Raw genomic sequence first — 17,518 nt, forward strand, 5'->3', positions numbered from 1 at the left:
AATGAAAAATTTAAATTATTTTACAACAAACAAAATTGCATTTTTAATTGGCTGTACGGCTTTGTGTTTATCATGCTCGTCTGACGATGATCCTATTTTAGCACCAGAAATAGAATTATCTGTTGCAGAACAAAATGTTGAAATGACCATGGGTGAAACCAAGTCTTTTGAAGCTTTTAATTTAAACGACGATGAATATATTACAGCTTGGACTATAGGTGATAGCTTAGTGTCTTCTGAAACGTCTTACAATTTTACTCCAGAAACTTCAGGGGCGTACGCGTTAAGTTACCATGCCTATAATGAGAGTGGAGATTATACCTTTAATTATAATATAACTGTAGAGGCTTACATACGCCCAACGACTTCTTCAAGTACGGCTTATGTATCAGAAATAATAGATTATGTCCCTGCTCCAGGACAATACATTAATACAGATTTAGGAAATGATAGAGGAGCAGCGACTGTTGTAGGAGGCAGTAGCGGTTTAGTTAGTTTAGGAGCTTGGGGAGGTTCTATAACATTAGGGTTTGATCATACCATTTTAAATACTGCAGATGCTACAGATTTTATTGTGTATGGTAATGCTTTTTCAAGTGCTGCAGAGCCAGGAATTATTTGGGTTATGCAAGATGAAAATGCTAATGGTGTTGCTGATGATACTTGGTATGAAATTAAAGGAAGTGGACACGATTTAGACGGCACAAGTCGTAATTATAGTGTTACCTATTTTAAGCCAGCAACAGATGATGATGATGATGTGTTTTGGGAAGATAGCGAAGGGGCTACAGGAGTTGTGAAAAAGAATTCATTTCGAACACAAGGCTATTATCCAGCATGGATTACAGCAGATTCTTACACCGTTTCTGGAACACTATTATCTGATGAAAATGTAGATTTAAGTAATCCTTCTTTTGTGAAAAGTTTAGCATTTGAATATGGTTATGCAGACAATACAAGTGGAGGAGATGCAATAGATATTTCGGATGCAATTGATGACGCAGGAAATACTGTATCGTTAAGCGGAATTGACTTTGTAAAAATTCAAACTGGTGTGCAAGCCGATTTAGGATGGCTAGGTGAATTATCCACAGAAGTAAAAGGAGTAGCAGATTTAAGTTTGTTAGAATAATAAAAACTGAAATTATAAAACAGGCATTCCAAATTAATTTGGAATGCCTGTTTTAATTTTAAGTCTACATGACCTTCTGAGCCAAATATTTTTGTACTTCGTACACATTTATACTTTTGTTAAACTTTTTACTTACAGACGGCAAGTTTTCACTAGAAATCCAGATTTTTAATTCGGCATCTAAATCAAATGTCCCAGCAGTTTCTAAAGAAAATCTAGAAATGCTCTTATAAGGCATAGATTTATATTCCTGTTTACTACCTGTTAAACCTTGAACGTCTATTAAAATTAATCGCTTATTGGTAAACATAAATGTGTCTCGTAAAAGTTTAAATCCTAACTCTACATGTTCACCTTCTACGAGTAGTCTCCCGTATTTGGCATTTAATTGTTCTGGAGAAACTTCTGAAGCATTTCCTAATATTTTATTGAATATTCCCATAGTTTAATGTTCTGTTTTAAAATTTATAGATGGTCTTATAATCTAAGTATCCTTCAAAATATATTTTTATAAGGGTTAAACTATACATTTTAACCTAGTATTACAGCCAAATTTTTTATAAAATTTAGAATAAAAATAAAATTAAAAGCCTTTAAAAATGAATATGATTAAAATTTAAATCAATTCCTGAAGGACTTATAAAACAAGATAAAACCGTAGTAAAATACTCTTTTTTAGTCTAGAAATCGGTATTTTTGAGTGTTAAAATAATTGCCAATAGTAATTGTTTTATATTGAATATATCTTTAGTTATAAGTCTTAAAATACTACTTTAACGTTGTGTATATTCATGAAAATTAAATATTAAATATCATGAAACAAGTAGTTATAATAATGGGGTGTTTACTATTTGGTGAATTTGTAGTATATCTCACCGGAATTAAAATGCCTTCCAGTATCATAGGTATGCTGCTTTTAACGGTGTCTTTAGAAATGGGATGGGTTAAATTAGATTGGGTTAAAGGGTTAAGTAATTTTTTAACTAAAAACATGGCCTTCTTTTTTGTGCCTCCTGGAGTGGCAATAATGTTATACTTGGATCTTATTCAGGCTTCATTTTGGCCTATAATAATAGCGTCTACTTTCGGAACCATAATTGTATTTGCCTGTACAGGGTGGACACACCAATTGTTTATGAAGCACAAAAATACATTTAAAAAAAACAAGACGTCTTAAACTTGGTGTATGACTACTATACTACATTCAGAAATTTTTATTCTCACCTTAACGTTTATTGCATATTTTTTAGCACAAAGTATTCAACGTAAAACAAAAATGCTTTTTCTTAATCCTGTTCTAATTGCTATAATTTTAATTATTGGGTTTTTAACAGTATTTAAAATAGATTTTGAGTCTTATAAAGCGGGAAGTCGTATGATAGAGTTTTTATTGAAACCTGCCATTGTTGCATTAGGTGTACCTTTATATCAGCAATTGGGTAAAATAAAAAAACAAGCCATTCCAATAATAATATCTCAATTAGTGGGGTGTATTGCGGGAGTAGTTTCGGTGGTTTTAATTGCTAAATTTATGGGAGCACCAAAAGAAATTATTTTTTCTATTGCCCCAAAATCGGTAACGACACCTATTGCAATGGAAGTCTCTAAAACCTTAGGAGGTATACCGCCTCTAACAGCATCTGTTGTTATTTTATTTGGTATATTAGGATCTATTTTTGGTTACGAAATCATGAAAATTTCGCGAATAAAAAGTTCTATCGCTCAAGGTATTTCTATGGGTACTGCGGCTCACGTTTTAGGCGCTTCTAAATCAATGGAAATTAGTGGTAATTTTGGAGCTTTATCTAGTATTGGACTTATTATTAATGGTGTATTAACGGCTTTATTAGCTCCTTACATTATTTCGTTTTTAAGTCTATGGATAGAATTTTAAAGGAATAAATTTTACGAGCAACAATGATATAAAAAAAGCGACACCAATGGGTGTCGCTTTTTAGTAAAATAGTATTTAAATTATTTTTTCTTAAGATCTTCAATATATGTTTGTAATTGTTTTCCGTAAGTAGATGCTTTTACTTCAGGAGTAAGAGAGGTGTTTATAGTGTCTAACCACTTAACATTTGCATCATAAATTTCAGATAAAGCTAAATACGGAGCAACTTCTGCATCTTTGTGGTTAATAGCATAATTTACAGTAAATAAATACTTACGTTTAATTAATCCTGCGTCTGCTTTACTTATACTATCTAATTTAATAGAATCTTTAGCTTTATTTGCTTCAAAATTTTCTTTTATTAAATCTAAACGTGCATTTTTAAGTCTAGAATTAAATACGTTGTATTCATCTAATAAAGCTTGGTTTTTAGATCCTGAAATTGTTGCATCTGTGACAAAGTGTTTCAGTGTTGTTTTAATATCTATAACTCCTGCTTCTGCAAAAAACGGCAAATGCTCATAAGATTTATCGTGTTTATTTAAAACCAAATAAAATATTTCTGGGGAATCTACTTGTCCGTGTAATTCAAAATTTTCATTTCCGTTAATGTGTATAGAATCTAAAGAGACCAAAAGTGAATCTTCAATTTTTTGAAGATAAACAGTTCCCTTTTTTAAACCCTTTACATGTGTTTTTACAGTTAAATTTCCTTGATCTTTACCACAAGCGACAACGATTAATAAAAGGAATAGAATAGTTAGTTTTTTCATTTATGATTGAATTTTGGAGGGCAAATATCTTATAATTATTTGTTAAATACTAGTTAGTAGCTACGATTTTCATGAGCTCTGTACACAGAATTGCGCCATAAGTTCCTACCACATAACCAAACACTGCTAAAAGGGCACCCACAGTGGCTAAAGATGGATGAAAAGCAGCTGCTACAACAGGAGCCGAGGCTGCACCACCTACATTAGCTTGACTTCCAACTGCCAAGAAAAAGTAAGGAGCTTTTATAAGTTTAGCGACTACTATTAGTAATACAGCATGTATAAACATCCACACAATACCAATTAGTATGAGACCTGGGTTTTCGAATAATTTTGTTAAATCCATTTTCATTCCAATGGTTGCAACCAAAATGTATATAAATACACTGCCAATTTTACTTGCTCCTGCGCCTTCGTAAGCCTTAGCCTTAGTAAAGGATAATAATATACCAAAAATTGTAGCAAGTGTAATGAGCCAAAAGAAACTACTGCCAAAAGATGATAATGGGCTTCTTGGATCGCTTACAGCTTCAAAGTTAGAAGTTAAGAAGGTTGAAATTAATTCAGATCCAAAATGAGCACATCCTACAGATACAAATGCGAAAGTAAGAATCAGCATAATGTCTGTTAAAGTTGGTATTTTAGTTGTTTTTTCACTAAAAGTTTGAACTCTTTTCTGTAATTCATTAATAGCTGTATTATCGGCTTTTAACCAATTGTCAATATTTTTTCGTTTTCCAATTCCTAATAATATTAACGCCATCCAAATATTGGCTACCACTATGTCTATTAATACCATACCGCCATACAACTCTTGATTAAATTGATAAATTTCTAACATGGCTGCTTGATTTGGACCTCCACCAATCCAACTCCCTGCAAGGGTAGATAATCCGCGCCATACGGCATCAAACCCAGCACCTCCAACAGTTTCGGGAGAAAATGTAGAAATTATTAATATGGCAATAGGTCCGCCTATTATAATACCTAAGGTTCCTGTAAAGAACATAATTAAAGCTTTCCAACCTAAATTAAAAATAGCTTTTAGGTCTATACTAATAGTCATTAATACTAAAGCTGCTGGTAACAGGTATCGGCTGGCAATAAAATAGGTCTGAGAAATATCTGCTGAAATAATACCTAAAGAATTAAAAATGGCAGGAATTAAGTAGCACATTAATAAACCAGGAATGTATTTGTAAAAAGTAATCCAGAATTTTGAAGTTTTAGCTTCTGTATAAAATACAAAGCCTAATGATAGCATTAAAATTCCAAATACAATAGCATCATTAGTAAATAGAGGTGTGTTTTCCATAAAGAATTGTTAAAGTTGCAAAATAGCAAATTTGAGCATTAAAAAAAAGGGTTGGTTTTAAAGTTTGGCACGATGATTGCTTTTTTTATATCAATTATTATGATGAAGAATATTAGAGTGTGGTTACTTTAATATTAAGAGTAATAATTTTTCATATTGGTTGGTTAGTTAGTGAAAAAGCATCCCTCGAGGATGCTTTTTTTGTTTTAAAATTTTGCTATAGATTTAATTATACGAGATGCTTTTTTTGTTAAATATGGTTTGCTTTATAAATTGATTTTGAGAGGTCTAATTAAATTTAATTAGACATAATTTAATAATACACTTTAAAAAGCACTTTTATAGTTTTTTGTTTTTAGCTCATAATAATGTTAAAAAAACATGTATTTAGTCGATATTTTAAGTTGTTTGTCTGTGTTTTTCAATTTTAATTTTACATTTGAATGTACTAGAATATTTAGTAAGGATTAATTAATTAAAATTTGCATTATGTTGTTGATACGTTTTTCCCAAATCTAACTTCATTATAAAGATGCAAATACTGAAAAACCAAGGTTGAGGGACCTTGGTTTTTTTATTTAATAAATAGTTCTGTACGTGAGATTAATCCGGTTTCCAATTTGTTTTTTAGTTTTTGGAAGTTGGTGTAACCAATAGTCTTGCGTGCCGCCTTTCATAAGTAGTAAACTACCATGATTTAAAATTAATTTTTGTTTTAAACGGCCATCGTGTTTATGTTTAAAATGGAAAATTCGTTCTGAGCCAAAAGAGACTGATGCAATTACGGGTTGACTACCCAATTCTTTTTCATTATCTGCATGCCAGCCATTACTGTCTTGCCCATTACGGTATAAATTACATAAACAAGTTGTAAACGAATGTTGAATTTTTGTTTCTATTTTATTTTTAATTTGTAAAAGAGGATCTATAAATACATGTGGCGTCATCTGTATGCCAGAATAACCATAAGGTTTATTATTATTGGCGTATAAAGCGGTAAGCCGTGGCTGTGGTACTGTTTTTCCAAATAGTGTAATATTGTCTAGTTGCCAAGTAATGGTATTTAAAAGTTCTAGATATAATTGATCGGCTTCAGTTTTAGAGAAAAACGCAGGATAATACGTAACATCTGCATCTTCCATTTTTAAAATAATCTTTTCGTCTTCAAATAACATAGTTATACTTTTAAATACAGATATGCCCAATACATTAATACAAACTGCATTGGTAGTCGTAATATTAATATCCATTTAGGAATGCCTGCAGCTGTTTTTTCATTCTTTAACATATAAACATGTACCAATAAAAATACAAGTAGCATAGCAATGATGCCATAAATCGCTGCTTGTTTTAAAACAGGAATACAGATAGAAATGCCTAAAACAATTTCAAAAATACCACTTATAGCCACAAGTAGTTTAGGCTTAGGGAGATAGTTTGGCATAATTCTTAAATAGGTTTTTGGCTTTACAAAGTGTAAAATTCCAGCAATAATATAAAAAGCTGCCATTAGATATAAATGCCAAGGATACAACATAAGAAAAATAATTTTATCTAAATTAGCCTTTAATATGTATGTTATGAAATTTAAAATTGCCTTTATCGGTTTTCTTATTAGCACAATGGCGTCTGCGCAGTTGCCAAAAGGATTTGTTTATGTTAAGGATATTGTGCCCAATATAGTGCTAGACATGCGCTATTGTACGGATTATAATTTTGTGGGAATGCCTATTTATGGATATCATGAGGCGGTTTGTATTGCTACTAAAGAAACGGCCGACGCTTTACTAGCGGTACAAAAAGAATTAGAACCTAAAAATTTGTCGCTTAAAATATTTGATTCGTATCGCCCACAAGAAGCAGTTAATCATTTTATAGCATGGGCCAAAAACGTAAATGATACTTTAATGAAACCTGATTTTTACCCCAATGTCGATAAACGCTATTTGTTTAGAGATGGATATATCGCTTCAAAATCTAGACACAGTAGTGGGAGTACAGTAGATTTAACTATTGTAAATACATTGACAGGTGAAAATCTAGATATGGGTTCGCCATTCGACTTTTTTGGCGAACCGTCTTGGGTGGCATATTCTAATTTAACAGCTAAACAAAAAGAAAACAGAATGCTATTACAGCGTGTTATGCAAAAGCATGGATTTAGAAGTTATAGTAAAGAATGGTGGCACTTTACATTAAGAGAAGAGCCTTTTAAAAATCAATATTTCAATTTTCCTGTAGAATAAATGTACTCGACGTTAAAAATGTTTTTATATAATTTTAAAAAGCTTAATGTATACTATAAGGCTAAATCTTATTTAATTTAATACCAGCGTTTCTTCTTCTTTTTTGAAGCTTCAGATTTCCTGCCTTTTTTATGCTTGCTCCCGCCTTGTTTTTTATGCACTTCTGGTTTTGCCTTTGGGTCTAATGGATAAGGATGATTGTCTTCTACTAAAATTTCTTTTTGTATCAGTTGCTGAATTGTTTTAATGTAAGCTTTTTCGTCAGCAGAACAAAACGAATAAGACATACCTGTATTTCCTGCTCGTCCTGTACGCCCTATACGGTGAACGTAAGTTTCAGGAATGTTTGGAATATCGAAATTAATTACTGCATCTAGATGATCTATATCTATACCACGCGCAGCAACATCTGTAGCAATTAAAATATTAGAATCACCATTTTTAAAATTATTTAATGCAGTTTGTCTGTCGCTTTGTGTTTTATCGCCATGAAAACTCTCAACTTTGTAGCCATTTCTAACGAGCGTTTTTTCTAATTTATCTACACCAAATTTTGTGCGTCTAAAAATTAACATATTACCTGTAATGGTATTTCTAAGTAAGTGTAAACACAATTCTATTTTTTTAGGTTTAGGAACATAAAATAATAACTGTGATATGCTTTTTGCAGCTGAAGACGTAGGCGAAACCTCTATACGTTCTGGATTTTTTAAAATAGTATTCGCTAATTGTTCTACTTTAAAAGGCATGGTTGCCGAAAATAATAAAACTTGTTTCTCTGTAGGGCATAAGCGTTCAATTTTTTTAACATCGTCTATAAATCCCATATCCAACATTAAATCGGCTTCATCAAGTACTAAGGTTTCTACAAAGTCTAAGTTAACTATATCTTGTTTATGTAAATCCAGTAAACGGCCAGGAGTTGCAATTAAAATGTCAATTCCTTTTTTTAAAATATCTATTTGAGGTTCAATAGAAGTCCCTCCAAAGATTACCGTACTTCTTAAATTGGTATAGGTACTATACTTTTTAAAATTATCTTCGATTTGTATTGCTAATTCTCGAGTAGGACTTACAATAAGAGCTTTAATTTTTTTGCCGCGTTTGGGAGCATCTTGATTATCAAATAATAATTGAAGAATTGGTAAAGCAAAAGCAGCTGTTTTTCCAGTTCCGGTCTGTGCAGATGCAATTACATCACGGCCTTCTAAAACAAAAGGGATTGTTTTTTCTTGAACCAATGTAGGGGCGTTATAGCCCGATTCTGCAATAGCACGTAAAAGCGGTCTGTTTAGGTGTAAGTCTTTAAACGACATAGTTGTAGTACATAAATTTAAAGCAAAGATAGTGTAAAAGCGTAGAGAAATTGAGACTTTACTGTTTTTACCTTAAAACACTTTAAATGTGATTAAAAATTTTGACATATTTTTCGGTCGATTTCTTCAAGTTTTCCGATAGTCCTTTTAACCAAAGCAGTTGGTTGTAAACTAAATAAGCTTCTTGTAAATCGTTTAGTAAGGCTTTATCTATTACGGTTTTGCCAGCTTCAATTTCTTTATTGCGTTTTTTTGAGAGCTTCTGGAAATTATAAAGTAAGATATCTTCTGCTTCAGAGATATTGGTATTGTTGGTTAAAGGTTGTGGTGTTTGCTTAGTAAGTAAGGCCAGTGTATAGTCTAAATTTGTTTTAATATGGTTTATAAACATATCGAATTGTTTGGAAGCATCTCGTGTATCATGATTTTGAATAAAACTGCCCAAAGATGCAATTGCAGCTAAAAATGTATGGTTTAGGGTTACAATATTATAAATTAAATCTAATTCTATTTGTTTAGATTTTGGATCTTGTGTCATTCGTTGAAAAGCTGCATTTAAGTTTGCAACAGCTAAAAAAGCTTCCTTTCGTGGAACCTTATAATTTATATTATCTGTGTTTTTACTGTGATATAAGTTTTTTGTAGCGACTAAATAAATGGTGTTATTCTTTATTACAGATTCAATGACATCATCTAAGTTTTTATACTCCCAATTAGGCCATAAAAAATAAGTTGCACAAAACGAAATTAAAGCACCAATAAGTGTATCTATAACTCTAAATTTTACTACTGTCATGGCATTGGGATCCAATAAAGCGTACACAAATATTATATAGGTGGTAATAAAAGTTGCTCCAACTCTATAATTTTGCTGAATTAAAGCAAATCCAAACATTAAAGATATAGCTGCTAAAATGGCATAAATAATAGGATTGGTAGTGAGCATAATAATTACAATAGCAAACAACGCTCCAATTAAAGTCCCTAAAATCCTGTTTTTTGTACGTTCTTTAGTTAGACCATAATTTGGACGCATAATCACTATTATTGTTAAAATAATCCAATATGCATTTCTAATTTCAAAAAATTGCCCAAGTAAAAACGCGACAAGAATAGATATGGTTAAACGTAATGTGTGTCTAAAAATAGGCGATTTTAAACTAATATTTTCAAAAAATATTGTAGGAGAATATTCCTGAGACGTAATAAATTGAGCCGCTTCTGTATCTTTTAATTTTAAATGTGAAGCATTATTTACATTGGCCATAACCCGTCTAATTGCGCGGATTTCGTATAATAATTTTTTCTGATAATCATATAAATTATGCAACATCATTGCACCTTCTCGAGCTTTAGGAAGTTGCACATCATCTACATAATGTTTAATGCCTTTAGATGCTTTATTTAACGCTTTTAATAATTTGTTTTTTGTAGGGATTCTTCCGCCCTTAATCACCAATTCAGAAAGCGTGATAAGATGGTTACCCATAACAAAATTAAAATTCTTAAAAGGTTTTAAGTGTTGTTTACGTTCGCTAAAGTGTGTATTAATTTTAGTGTAATCTAGATTGTTTGCTAGTGCTAACTCAAAAATATCTACTAAAGAAATAAATATTAATAAGCGTTTTTCATCAAAATGAGAACGTCCGGAACGCTTACGTTCTGTAAGCAGCATTTCTCTTAAGGTTTCATGTTTTTCACTAATTTGTGTTTGAAGCGAAAACAATTCGTTTTGAAGCGCTATTCGTTTTGATTTCTTGGTAATAAGTTTTGCTCTAACTTTTAAATATTTACCTGTTAAAAGTAAGGTTTGAGAGATGACTTGATCTTCATCTTTTTTGGGAATAATCCAATGAGAAAATAAAGAGAATAATAAGTACCATAATCCGCCACAGGCTATTAATACGGAATGTATAAGTATATCTGTTGCGGTGTCCTTTTTAACACCTAAAGCAATAACAATTGCTAATAGTCCGGAAAATGCTATTAAAGAACCTCTAAAACCATAAGCAGAAATTAATGAAATAAATAGAGTTATTACTGTAAGTAATAGTATTAAAATTGGTAAAAAAGGCTTAGCAAAAAGTATAATGCAGGTTGTACATGTTGTAATTATTACACTAAGTAAGATGCCATTTATTTTGCGTCTTAAACTACCAGGTATATCGCTCGGAGCATTTAAAAATACACCTATGGCAACAGAAGGAGCATATGCAAAAATACCTATTAAGTAAAATAAAATTAAGGGTATTAAAATAGAGCATGTTAAAAGAAGACCTCTGTAAAAATTAGATCCCTTAAAGAATAATTCGATTGATTTTAAATAGTCTTTAACCATGTGTGCATTTCATGAGTAAAGATAACTTACAAAAATTTTATTTAGGTATAATTATATTACTTTTTTACGTATTCAATCTTTCTAAATCTAAGTGCATTCCAATCTTCAGAAAGTTCAATTTTACGGACAGGTTGTAAGCTATAATCTTTAATTTCTTCCCACGCTTCATGATTATATAACTCTAAAATCAGAGATTTTGAGGTTTGTCTAGGGTAAGCAATCCATAAAATAGAATCGTCTGTTAGTTTTGGAAAAAGCGTAATCATTTGATTAAATAATTCTTGCTTAGAGGTTACAAATAACACTGCGCAAGACACGCTAGAGGTTTTTAGAAGCGAACCTATAACAGTACAGTCTAAACAATTAGTGAGTGTAGAAAAATCTTCTGGCTCGTTTAAAACCAGAATTTCGTCTTGTGTATGAAGGTTTAATCTATCAATAGTTGTTTTCATAACTTTTAAAAATCTGATTGTTTTAAAGTTACGAAAAATGAAGGCGACTTCCTAAATAAATTTAAAGCTGTATGTTAGGTCTTATTGAGCTAGCGTTTATCAATATGAGGTGATTTTTCAGGCACGACTTCAGTAACAAAATGCTTACTATCTCCCCAGATAAAAAACGTTCTGTAACGTTCTGTGTATTTTAGTTTTACATATTGCCCTTGTAAATCATTTAATTTCTCAATAACTTCTTTGTCGTCATCAAGTACAGAAAAAGAAAAAATTTGTGCGCCACTAATACCCTGACTAATTTCTCCTTCCCAAGTTTTAAACAAGACCCCTTTTTGGCTAATTTTTATAAGTTCGCCTGCACGTGTACCTGTACTGTAAGGAACGTAATATATAAAAGCCATATAAGCAGAGGCGATAATAGCTAATCCTAATAAGACTAAAAATAGAGTTTTTTTCATCGATTAAATCTAAGGTATAATACGGTAAAACTACTATATTTTTTTTATACAACATATTTTAATTTTATGAAGATTGATTTATTGATAATTCTATTCTGAAAATCTGTAAATAGTATCTTTTTGTGTAATGTAAGAACAAACCATAAGTATATCTAGAGTTATGTGTTTAAAATAATTAGAGTTAAATTTTTATTGAAAAACATCACATTCTGTCATATTAATAATAGAAAGGAGATTTATGATAAACATTTAAGAAAAAAAAGCTTAAAATTTTAATGATCTTAACGGACTAAAGCTTTCTAAATTTGTATTTTTGTTAACCATAAAAAAAAAGAATCAAAAACAACTTTATGAATTCATACGATGTAGCCATTATCGGATCAGGACCTGGAGGATATGTAGCAGCGATTCGTTGCGCACAACTAGGCATGAAAACTGCAATAATAGAAAAATATTCAACACTTGGTGGAACGTGTTTAAATGTAGGGTGTATTCCTAGTAAAGCTTTACTAGATTCATCTCACCATTACGATGATGCTATTAAGCATTTTGAAGAACACGGTATTGAAATTCCTGGAGAAGTCAAAGTAAATCTTGAAAAAATGATTGCGCGTAAGCAATCTGTTGTAGATCAAACTACAGGTGGAATTGACTTCTTAATGAAGAAAAACAACATCGATGTATACCAAGGTGTAGGGGCTTTTAAAGATGCCACACATATTACAATTTCTGGAGAAGAAACTGTAGAGATTGAAGCAAAAAACACAATTATTGCTACAGGAAGCAAGCCTTCAAGTTTACCATTTATTAATATCGATAAAGAGCGCATCATTACATCTACAGAGGCTTTAAAACTTAAAGAAGTACCAAAACACTTAATCGTAATTGGTGGAGGTGTTATTGGTTTAGAATTAGGACAAGTTTACAAGCGTCTAGGCGCAGAGGTTTCTGTGGTAGAATATATGGATCGTATTATTCCTACTATGGATGCGGGCTTATCTAAAGAACTTAATAAAGTTTTAAAGAAGCAAAAATTCAAAATGAACGTGTCTCACAAAGTAAAATCTGTAGAGCGCGTTGGTGATGAAGTAATTGTAAAAGCCGATAATAAAAAAGGAGAAGAAGTAGAATTTAAAGGAGACTATTGTTTAGTGTCTGTTGGACGTCGTCCGTATACAGATGGTTTAAATGCTGAAGCTGCTGGTGTGAAACTTACAGACCGCGGACAAATTGAAGTAAACGACCATTTACAAACAAGTGCTTCTAACATTTACGCTATTGGTGATGTTGTAAAAGGTGCGATGTTAGCGCATAAAGCTGAAGAAGAAGGTGTTTTTGTTGCCGAAACTCTAGCCGGACAAAAACCACATATCGATTATAACTTAATTCCGGGTGTAGTTTACACTTGGCCAGAAGTTGCTACTGTAGGTAAATCTGAAGAGCAATTAAAAGAAGCAGGCGTAGAATACAAGGTAGGATCGTTTCCAATGCGTGCTTTAGGTAGAAGTAGAGCAAGTATGGATTTAGACGGATTTGTAAAAGTACTTGCCGATAAAACTACCGATGAAATTTTAGGAGTACATATGGTTGGTGCTCGTGCTGCCGATATGATTGCCGAAGCGGTTGTAGCTATGGAGTACAGAGCTAGTGCAGAAGATGTTTCTAGAATGTCTCACGCACACCCTACATTTACAGAAGCGATTAAAGAAGCAGCTTTAGCTGCAACTGGAGATCGTGCTTTACATGTTTAGAATTTTCTTTATATAAAATTAAAGCGACTTTATTTAGGTCGCTTTTTTTATGTTTTATAGTGAAGTGTAATTTGTTGAAATTTATATTTTAATACCGCTCTAAAAGTTCTAAAACGTCCTTTTTATAACTTCGGCTAATAGGTAGTGCTTGGTTAAAAATGGTAACATGTTCGTTAGTAAACGAGGTAATATTTTTTACTGAAATGATATACGAACGGTGTATTCTTAAAAACTGTTTTGCCGGCAGTTTTACCTCAATAGCACTAATGGTTTCGCGAGTCACGATAGTGGAATCTTGTAAATGAATTTTTAGATAATCGCTATAGCTTTCTATATAAACAATAGCATCAAAATCTATTTTTATCATTTTGCGGTCTGCACGCACAAACATAAAGTCTGAAAAATCTGCGGTTGGTGTGCTTTTATGTTGAGGTTCGGTATAGACTTCAAAATAATTATTTACAGCCTTTAATAAACGTTCAAAAGCGATAGGTTTTAATAAATAATCTACGGCCTGAAGCTCGAAGCCTTCAACAGCATAATCGCGATAAGCTGTGGTGAAAATTATTTTAATATTAGGGTTAATGGATTTAGCAAACGAAATTCCGGAGATTTCTGGCATGTTTATATCTAAAAAGACCAAGTCAATGGTATGATTACTTATTTGGTTAAAGGCTTCAATAGCATTGCTACAACTCGCAACTACTGTAATGTTGTTTATTTTAGATAGGTGCGATGCAATCACTTCTCTAGCTATAACTTCGTCATCTACTATTAGGCACGATATGGTTCTATTGGTTTGCAAAAGCGTCTTCTGTTTTTAATGTTAAACGGACTTTAAATGTGCCATAAGTATTTAATATTGAAAGTGAATAGGCATTGTTGTAAAGCATATCTAATCGTTTTTTTATGTTTTCTAGTCCAATACCAGATTGGGGTGCAGAAGTTGGTGCACTTGTATTTTCAATATAAAAATAAATCATGTGCTCTTTAAACGATAAATCAATTTTAATATCCAATACACCTTGTTTTAAAACCCCGTGTTTAAAGCTGTTTTCTATAAAAGGAAGAAAAAGCATGGGAGCAATTTTTGTAGTTGCGGAGATGTTTTCAATATTAAAATTTATATTCAAGGTTTTGTTGAATCGAAGCGATTCTAAAGCAATATAATCTTGAAGGTGATTAATTTCATCGGTTAATAACACAAAAGGTTTATCGATTTGGTAGAGTAAATAATCTAATAAATTTGAGAGTTTTAATATCATTTCAGGTGTTTCATCAGCCTTTTTTAACGAAAACCCATACATGGTATTTAAGGTGTTAAACAAAAAGTGCGGATGAATTTGCATTTTTAGATGCTGCAATTCTTGTTCTTTCAGTTTTAGTTGGGTTTCAAGAATTTTGTGCTCTAATTTACTGGTGTTTTCAACCTGTTTTAAATTCAACTTTAATAATTTAAAAGCACTTACTACAGTGGTTACTAAGTAGACACCAATCATAACAAATAATAAATTCTGACTAACAGGCGCCATGTTGTTATATTCGAAATGCGATAAATAAATTAAGCCGTAAAAGATAGAAAGTACAATAAGGTAAGCCGAAATAATAAAAGTATATAGACTATACAATCCGAAAAGAGCATACTTTTTCAGCATCAAATAATCCGGAATCAGTTTGTAAATAAATACGTATGTGGTTGCTATGGTAATGGGCATTAAGAACAGCGAGAAGGAAAGCACATAACTCATATCGCTACTTCCCGAGCCAAAAAAGTAGGTGTAAAACAATAAGACACCACACCAAAATAAGATGTGTAAACCCAGACGGCCTAACTGTTTTAATATAAAATGTGGTGTTAACATAATTCCAATCTTATACAATAATAGTATATTTTTGAAATGCTAAGGTGTTTTATAGACGAATTACAGAATTAGCAACCGTTTTAACATGTTGGTTAAAAAAAGGCCTAAATTGGTAGTCCGTCGCATTACATTTAATAATGCGGTATTTGGCAGTAGTTTTGGAGTCTACTAACTATAATATATTTTACTATGTATGTTTTAATGATGCAACAACAAGGTTTTTTTACGCAATTAGCCAATCGTTTTAGTGAAGGTGGCGTTTTATTTATGTCGCTAATTTTAGTCTGTTTATTATTGTCTTTTTTCTTTTTGATACGTGGATTTTATCTGGCGAATAAAAATGAAGTGAAATCTAGAAAAATGATAGGTCTTGTAAGCGACTCTAGTTTATTAGGTTTAGTTATTGGTTTTCTAGGCTCTATTATTGGATTAATAACTGCTTTTGACGCTATTGAAGGCATGAATTCTATTTCGTCTAGTATGTTAGCAGCGGGACTAAAAGTCTCATTTTTAACGACACTTTTCGGCACTTTTGTCTTTGTAATTTCTCGAATTGGAATCCTAATTTATAAGTGGATGTATAAATTTTAGATTTTAATTAATTTTAAATAAATAGAGGCTTAATATGTAATATTAGGTCTCTGTTTGTGTTTATAATTTAAGAATCCAAGGCGTTTAATTTTCAATTTTCTTAACCGTATTTTTTCTTAAGAGGAGCAATGGTAAGGATATCCCAATGGCAATAGATATTAATATAAAAACCATTGTAAACCCGTTAGAAACCATAGCTGTAATTAATGTTGCTTTTTTAGAAGGGTCGTCTGCTAGAATTAAAAACTTCATAATAGCTAGAATGGTTTCATAAGCGAAGTATCCAGGAATCATCGGGATGCAAGGTGGAATACAAAAAACAACTGGCGGATGATGAATTTTGTGTGCAATAGGCATTCCTATACAACCAATAAAGAGTACGCCTAAAAATGTAGCGAGTATAATACTGACTCCAAAATTAATTAAGGAGAACTTAATAATTCCAGCAAAAAAGCCTAACACGAACACCGTAACTATAGTTGTTTTAGGAATATTAAATAGGATTCCAAATCCTACAGCAGCAATTCCAGACCATATAGAAACTTCAACGAGTTTTAAAAGTATATCTGTCATATTTAATTTAAATTAAAAATTAACATCGAAATAAATAGACCTAATGCTATTGCGAGCACCATCATAGAACCTGTAGTAAATCTAACTAATCCATTTATAATATTATTGTCAAGAAAATCTGTAAAAGAATTTATTAAGGGTACTCCAGGGACTAGATATAAAACAGAAGTTGCGAGTGCAGTTGCAGGTTTTGCTCCAATATCTAATTTTACACCTATAGCTGCAATTGAGGAAGCAATAAACGAGCCTATAAAAATTCGTAAATAGACATTGTAATTTTTTTTATGAGTCCATTGTAGGACTGTTAATCCAGTAAATGTACTTACAAAAGACACAAGCATATTTAAATAATCGCCTTTAAAAATATTACAAAAACCAGCACCAGCTAAACTCACAGCTAAAAGTACTAAAAGTCTTGGGTATCTTTTAACGTGTTTAATATGTTCTATTTCTGTAGCAATTTGTTCTAAAGTCCAATTGTGCTGTAATGCTTTCCAGCTTACCTTACTTATGGCAGAAATTATTGAAAAATTTAAAGCTAGACCAGGAATGTTTTTAACACGTGTGCAACTGTCTGATGAATCTTCTCTATAAAGCGTCATTATTAAACTTTTCTGACTTATAAAAAAAGATGCATTATACCCGAGGCTATCGGCAAAACGCTTGATATTTAAATTAACGCGAATGGTATTTGCTCCAGAAACCATAAGGAGCGATGCGATGTCTAAAAGGAGATTGGTAGTTTGTATTATTTGCTTAGAAGAATCCATATAAGATTAAATGCATTTGTAGTTGCAAATTTAATCTATTGTAAGCT

At 31.7% G+C, this 17,518-nt stretch carries 19 protein-coding genes; 6 read left to right on the forward strand and 13 right to left on the reverse strand.

The window, feature by feature from the left end; all coding sequences use genetic code 11:
* Position 1: 1 nt before the first annotated feature.
* Entirely contained in the window at positions 2-1,132 is a 1,131-nt protein-coding gene (locus tag FNB79_RS08315; protein WP_143380874.1) for a cell surface protein, read from the forward strand.
* A 64-nt stretch (positions 1,133-1,196) separates the two neighbouring features.
* Here the strand turns inward: FNB79_RS08315 and FNB79_RS08320 are convergent, their stop codons facing one another.
* The gene (locus FNB79_RS08320; protein WP_143380875.1) at positions 1,197-1,574 is read right to left on the reverse strand and encodes a PH domain-containing protein; all 378 of its coding nucleotides are present in this window, start codon (positions 1,572-1,574) and stop codon (positions 1,197-1,199) included.
* Between the two features lie 372 nt (positions 1,575-1,946).
* Between FNB79_RS08320 and FNB79_RS08325 the strand changes: the two genes are divergently transcribed.
* A complete protein-coding gene (locus FNB79_RS08325; RefSeq protein WP_221932594.1) occupies positions 1,947-2,309 on the forward strand; it encodes a CidA/LrgA family protein in 363 nt (120 codons plus the stop codon).
* Positions 2,310-2,318: 9 nt separating this feature from the next.
* The gene (locus FNB79_RS08330; RefSeq protein ID WP_143380877.1) at positions 2,319-3,026 is read left to right on the forward strand and encodes an LrgB family protein; all 708 of its coding nucleotides are present in this window, start codon (positions 2,319-2,321) and stop codon (positions 3,024-3,026) included.
* Between the two features lie 80 nt (positions 3,027-3,106).
* Here the strand turns inward: FNB79_RS08330 and FNB79_RS08335 are convergent, their stop codons facing one another.
* The 4 genes from FNB79_RS08335 to FNB79_RS08350 form a co-directional block, all read right to left on the reverse strand.
* Positions 3,107-3,799 (reverse strand): DUF4369 domain-containing protein, encoded by a 693-nt coding sequence (locus FNB79_RS08335; RefSeq protein ID WP_143380878.1) that lies wholly within the window; start codon positions 3,797-3,799, stop codon positions 3,107-3,109.
* Positions 3,800-3,848: 49 nt separating this feature from the next.
* The gene (locus tag FNB79_RS08340) at positions 3,849-5,114 is read right to left on the reverse strand and encodes a DUF819 family protein (RefSeq protein WP_143380879.1); all 1,266 of its coding nucleotides are present in this window, start codon (positions 5,112-5,114) and stop codon (positions 3,849-3,851) included.
* A gap of 578 nt (positions 5,115-5,692) precedes the next feature.
* On the reverse strand, positions 5,693-6,289 hold the full coding sequence (locus tag FNB79_RS08345; protein ID WP_143380880.1) for an alpha-ketoglutarate-dependent dioxygenase AlkB family protein: 597 nt from the start codon (positions 6,287-6,289) through the stop codon (positions 5,693-5,695).
* A gap of 2 nt (positions 6,290-6,291) precedes the next feature.
* Positions 6,292-6,651, reverse strand: coding sequence for a DoxX family protein (locus FNB79_RS08350; protein ID WP_143380881.1), 360 nt, complete (start codon positions 6,649-6,651; stop codon positions 6,292-6,294).
* 43 nt (positions 6,652-6,694) lie between these two features.
* On the opposite strand from FNB79_RS08350, the gene FNB79_RS08355 reads away from it, so the two are divergent.
* Positions 6,695-7,360, forward strand: a complete 666-nt coding sequence (locus FNB79_RS08355; RefSeq protein WP_143380882.1) for a M15 family metallopeptidase — start codon at positions 6,695-6,697, stop codon at positions 7,358-7,360.
* Between the two features lie 77 nt (positions 7,361-7,437).
* Here the strand turns inward: FNB79_RS08355 and FNB79_RS08360 are convergent, their stop codons facing one another.
* The 4 genes from FNB79_RS08360 to FNB79_RS08375 form a co-directional block, all read right to left on the reverse strand.
* Entirely contained in the window at positions 7,438-8,676 is a 1,239-nt protein-coding gene (locus tag FNB79_RS08360; RefSeq protein WP_143380883.1) for a DEAD/DEAH box helicase, read from the reverse strand.
* Between the two features lie 82 nt (positions 8,677-8,758).
* Complete coding sequence (locus FNB79_RS08365) at positions 8,759-11,014, reverse strand: FUSC family protein (RefSeq protein ID WP_143380884.1); 2,256 nt, start codon at positions 11,012-11,014, stop codon at positions 8,759-8,761.
* Positions 11,015-11,070: 56 nt separating this feature from the next.
* Entirely contained in the window at positions 11,071-11,466 is a 396-nt protein-coding gene (locus tag FNB79_RS08370; protein WP_143380885.1) for a hypothetical protein, read from the reverse strand.
* An 89-nt stretch (positions 11,467-11,555) separates the two neighbouring features.
* On the reverse strand, positions 11,556-11,924 hold the full coding sequence (locus tag FNB79_RS08375; protein WP_143380886.1) for a 6-phosphogluconate dehydrogenase: 369 nt from the start codon (positions 11,922-11,924) through the stop codon (positions 11,556-11,558).
* A 350-nt stretch (positions 11,925-12,274) separates the two neighbouring features.
* On the opposite strand from FNB79_RS08375, the gene lpdA reads away from it, so the two are divergent.
* Complete coding sequence (gene lpdA / locus FNB79_RS08380; protein WP_143380887.1) at positions 12,275-13,675, forward strand: dihydrolipoyl dehydrogenase; 1,401 nt, start codon at positions 12,275-12,277, stop codon at positions 13,673-13,675.
* 88 nt (positions 13,676-13,763) lie between these two features.
* Here lpdA and FNB79_RS08385 read toward each other — a convergent pair whose 3' ends face one another.
* A complete protein-coding gene (locus FNB79_RS08385; RefSeq protein WP_143380888.1) occupies positions 13,764-14,480 on the reverse strand; it encodes a LytR/AlgR family response regulator transcription factor in 717 nt (238 codons plus the stop codon).
* Entirely contained in the window at positions 14,467-15,537 is a 1,071-nt protein-coding gene (locus FNB79_RS08390) for a sensor histidine kinase (RefSeq protein WP_143380889.1), read from the reverse strand. Before FNB79_RS08390 ends, FNB79_RS08385 begins: the two co-directional genes overlap by 14 nt.
* A 201-nt stretch (positions 15,538-15,738) precedes the next feature.
* On the opposite strand from FNB79_RS08390, the gene FNB79_RS08395 reads away from it, so the two are divergent.
* Positions 15,739-16,128: a MotA/TolQ/ExbB proton channel family protein gene (locus FNB79_RS08395; RefSeq protein ID WP_143380890.1), complete on the forward strand. Its 390-nt coding sequence runs from the start codon at positions 15,739-15,741 to the stop codon at positions 16,126-16,128.
* Between the two features lie 84 nt (positions 16,129-16,212).
* Here the strand turns inward: FNB79_RS08395 and FNB79_RS08400 are convergent, their stop codons facing one another.
* Positions 16,213-16,701, reverse strand: a complete 489-nt coding sequence (locus FNB79_RS08400; RefSeq protein ID WP_143380891.1) for a threonine/serine exporter family protein — start codon at positions 16,699-16,701, stop codon at positions 16,213-16,215.
* Between the two features lie 2 nt (positions 16,702-16,703).
* The gene (locus FNB79_RS08405; RefSeq protein WP_143380892.1) at positions 16,704-17,471 is read right to left on the reverse strand and encodes a threonine/serine exporter family protein; all 768 of its coding nucleotides are present in this window, start codon (positions 17,469-17,471) and stop codon (positions 16,704-16,706) included.
* Between the last annotated feature and the right edge of the window lie 47 nt (positions 17,472-17,518).

The organism is Formosa sediminum, assembly GCF_007197735.1.
GTDB lineage: Bacteria > Bacteroidota > Bacteroidia > Flavobacteriales > Flavobacteriaceae > Formosa > Formosa sediminum.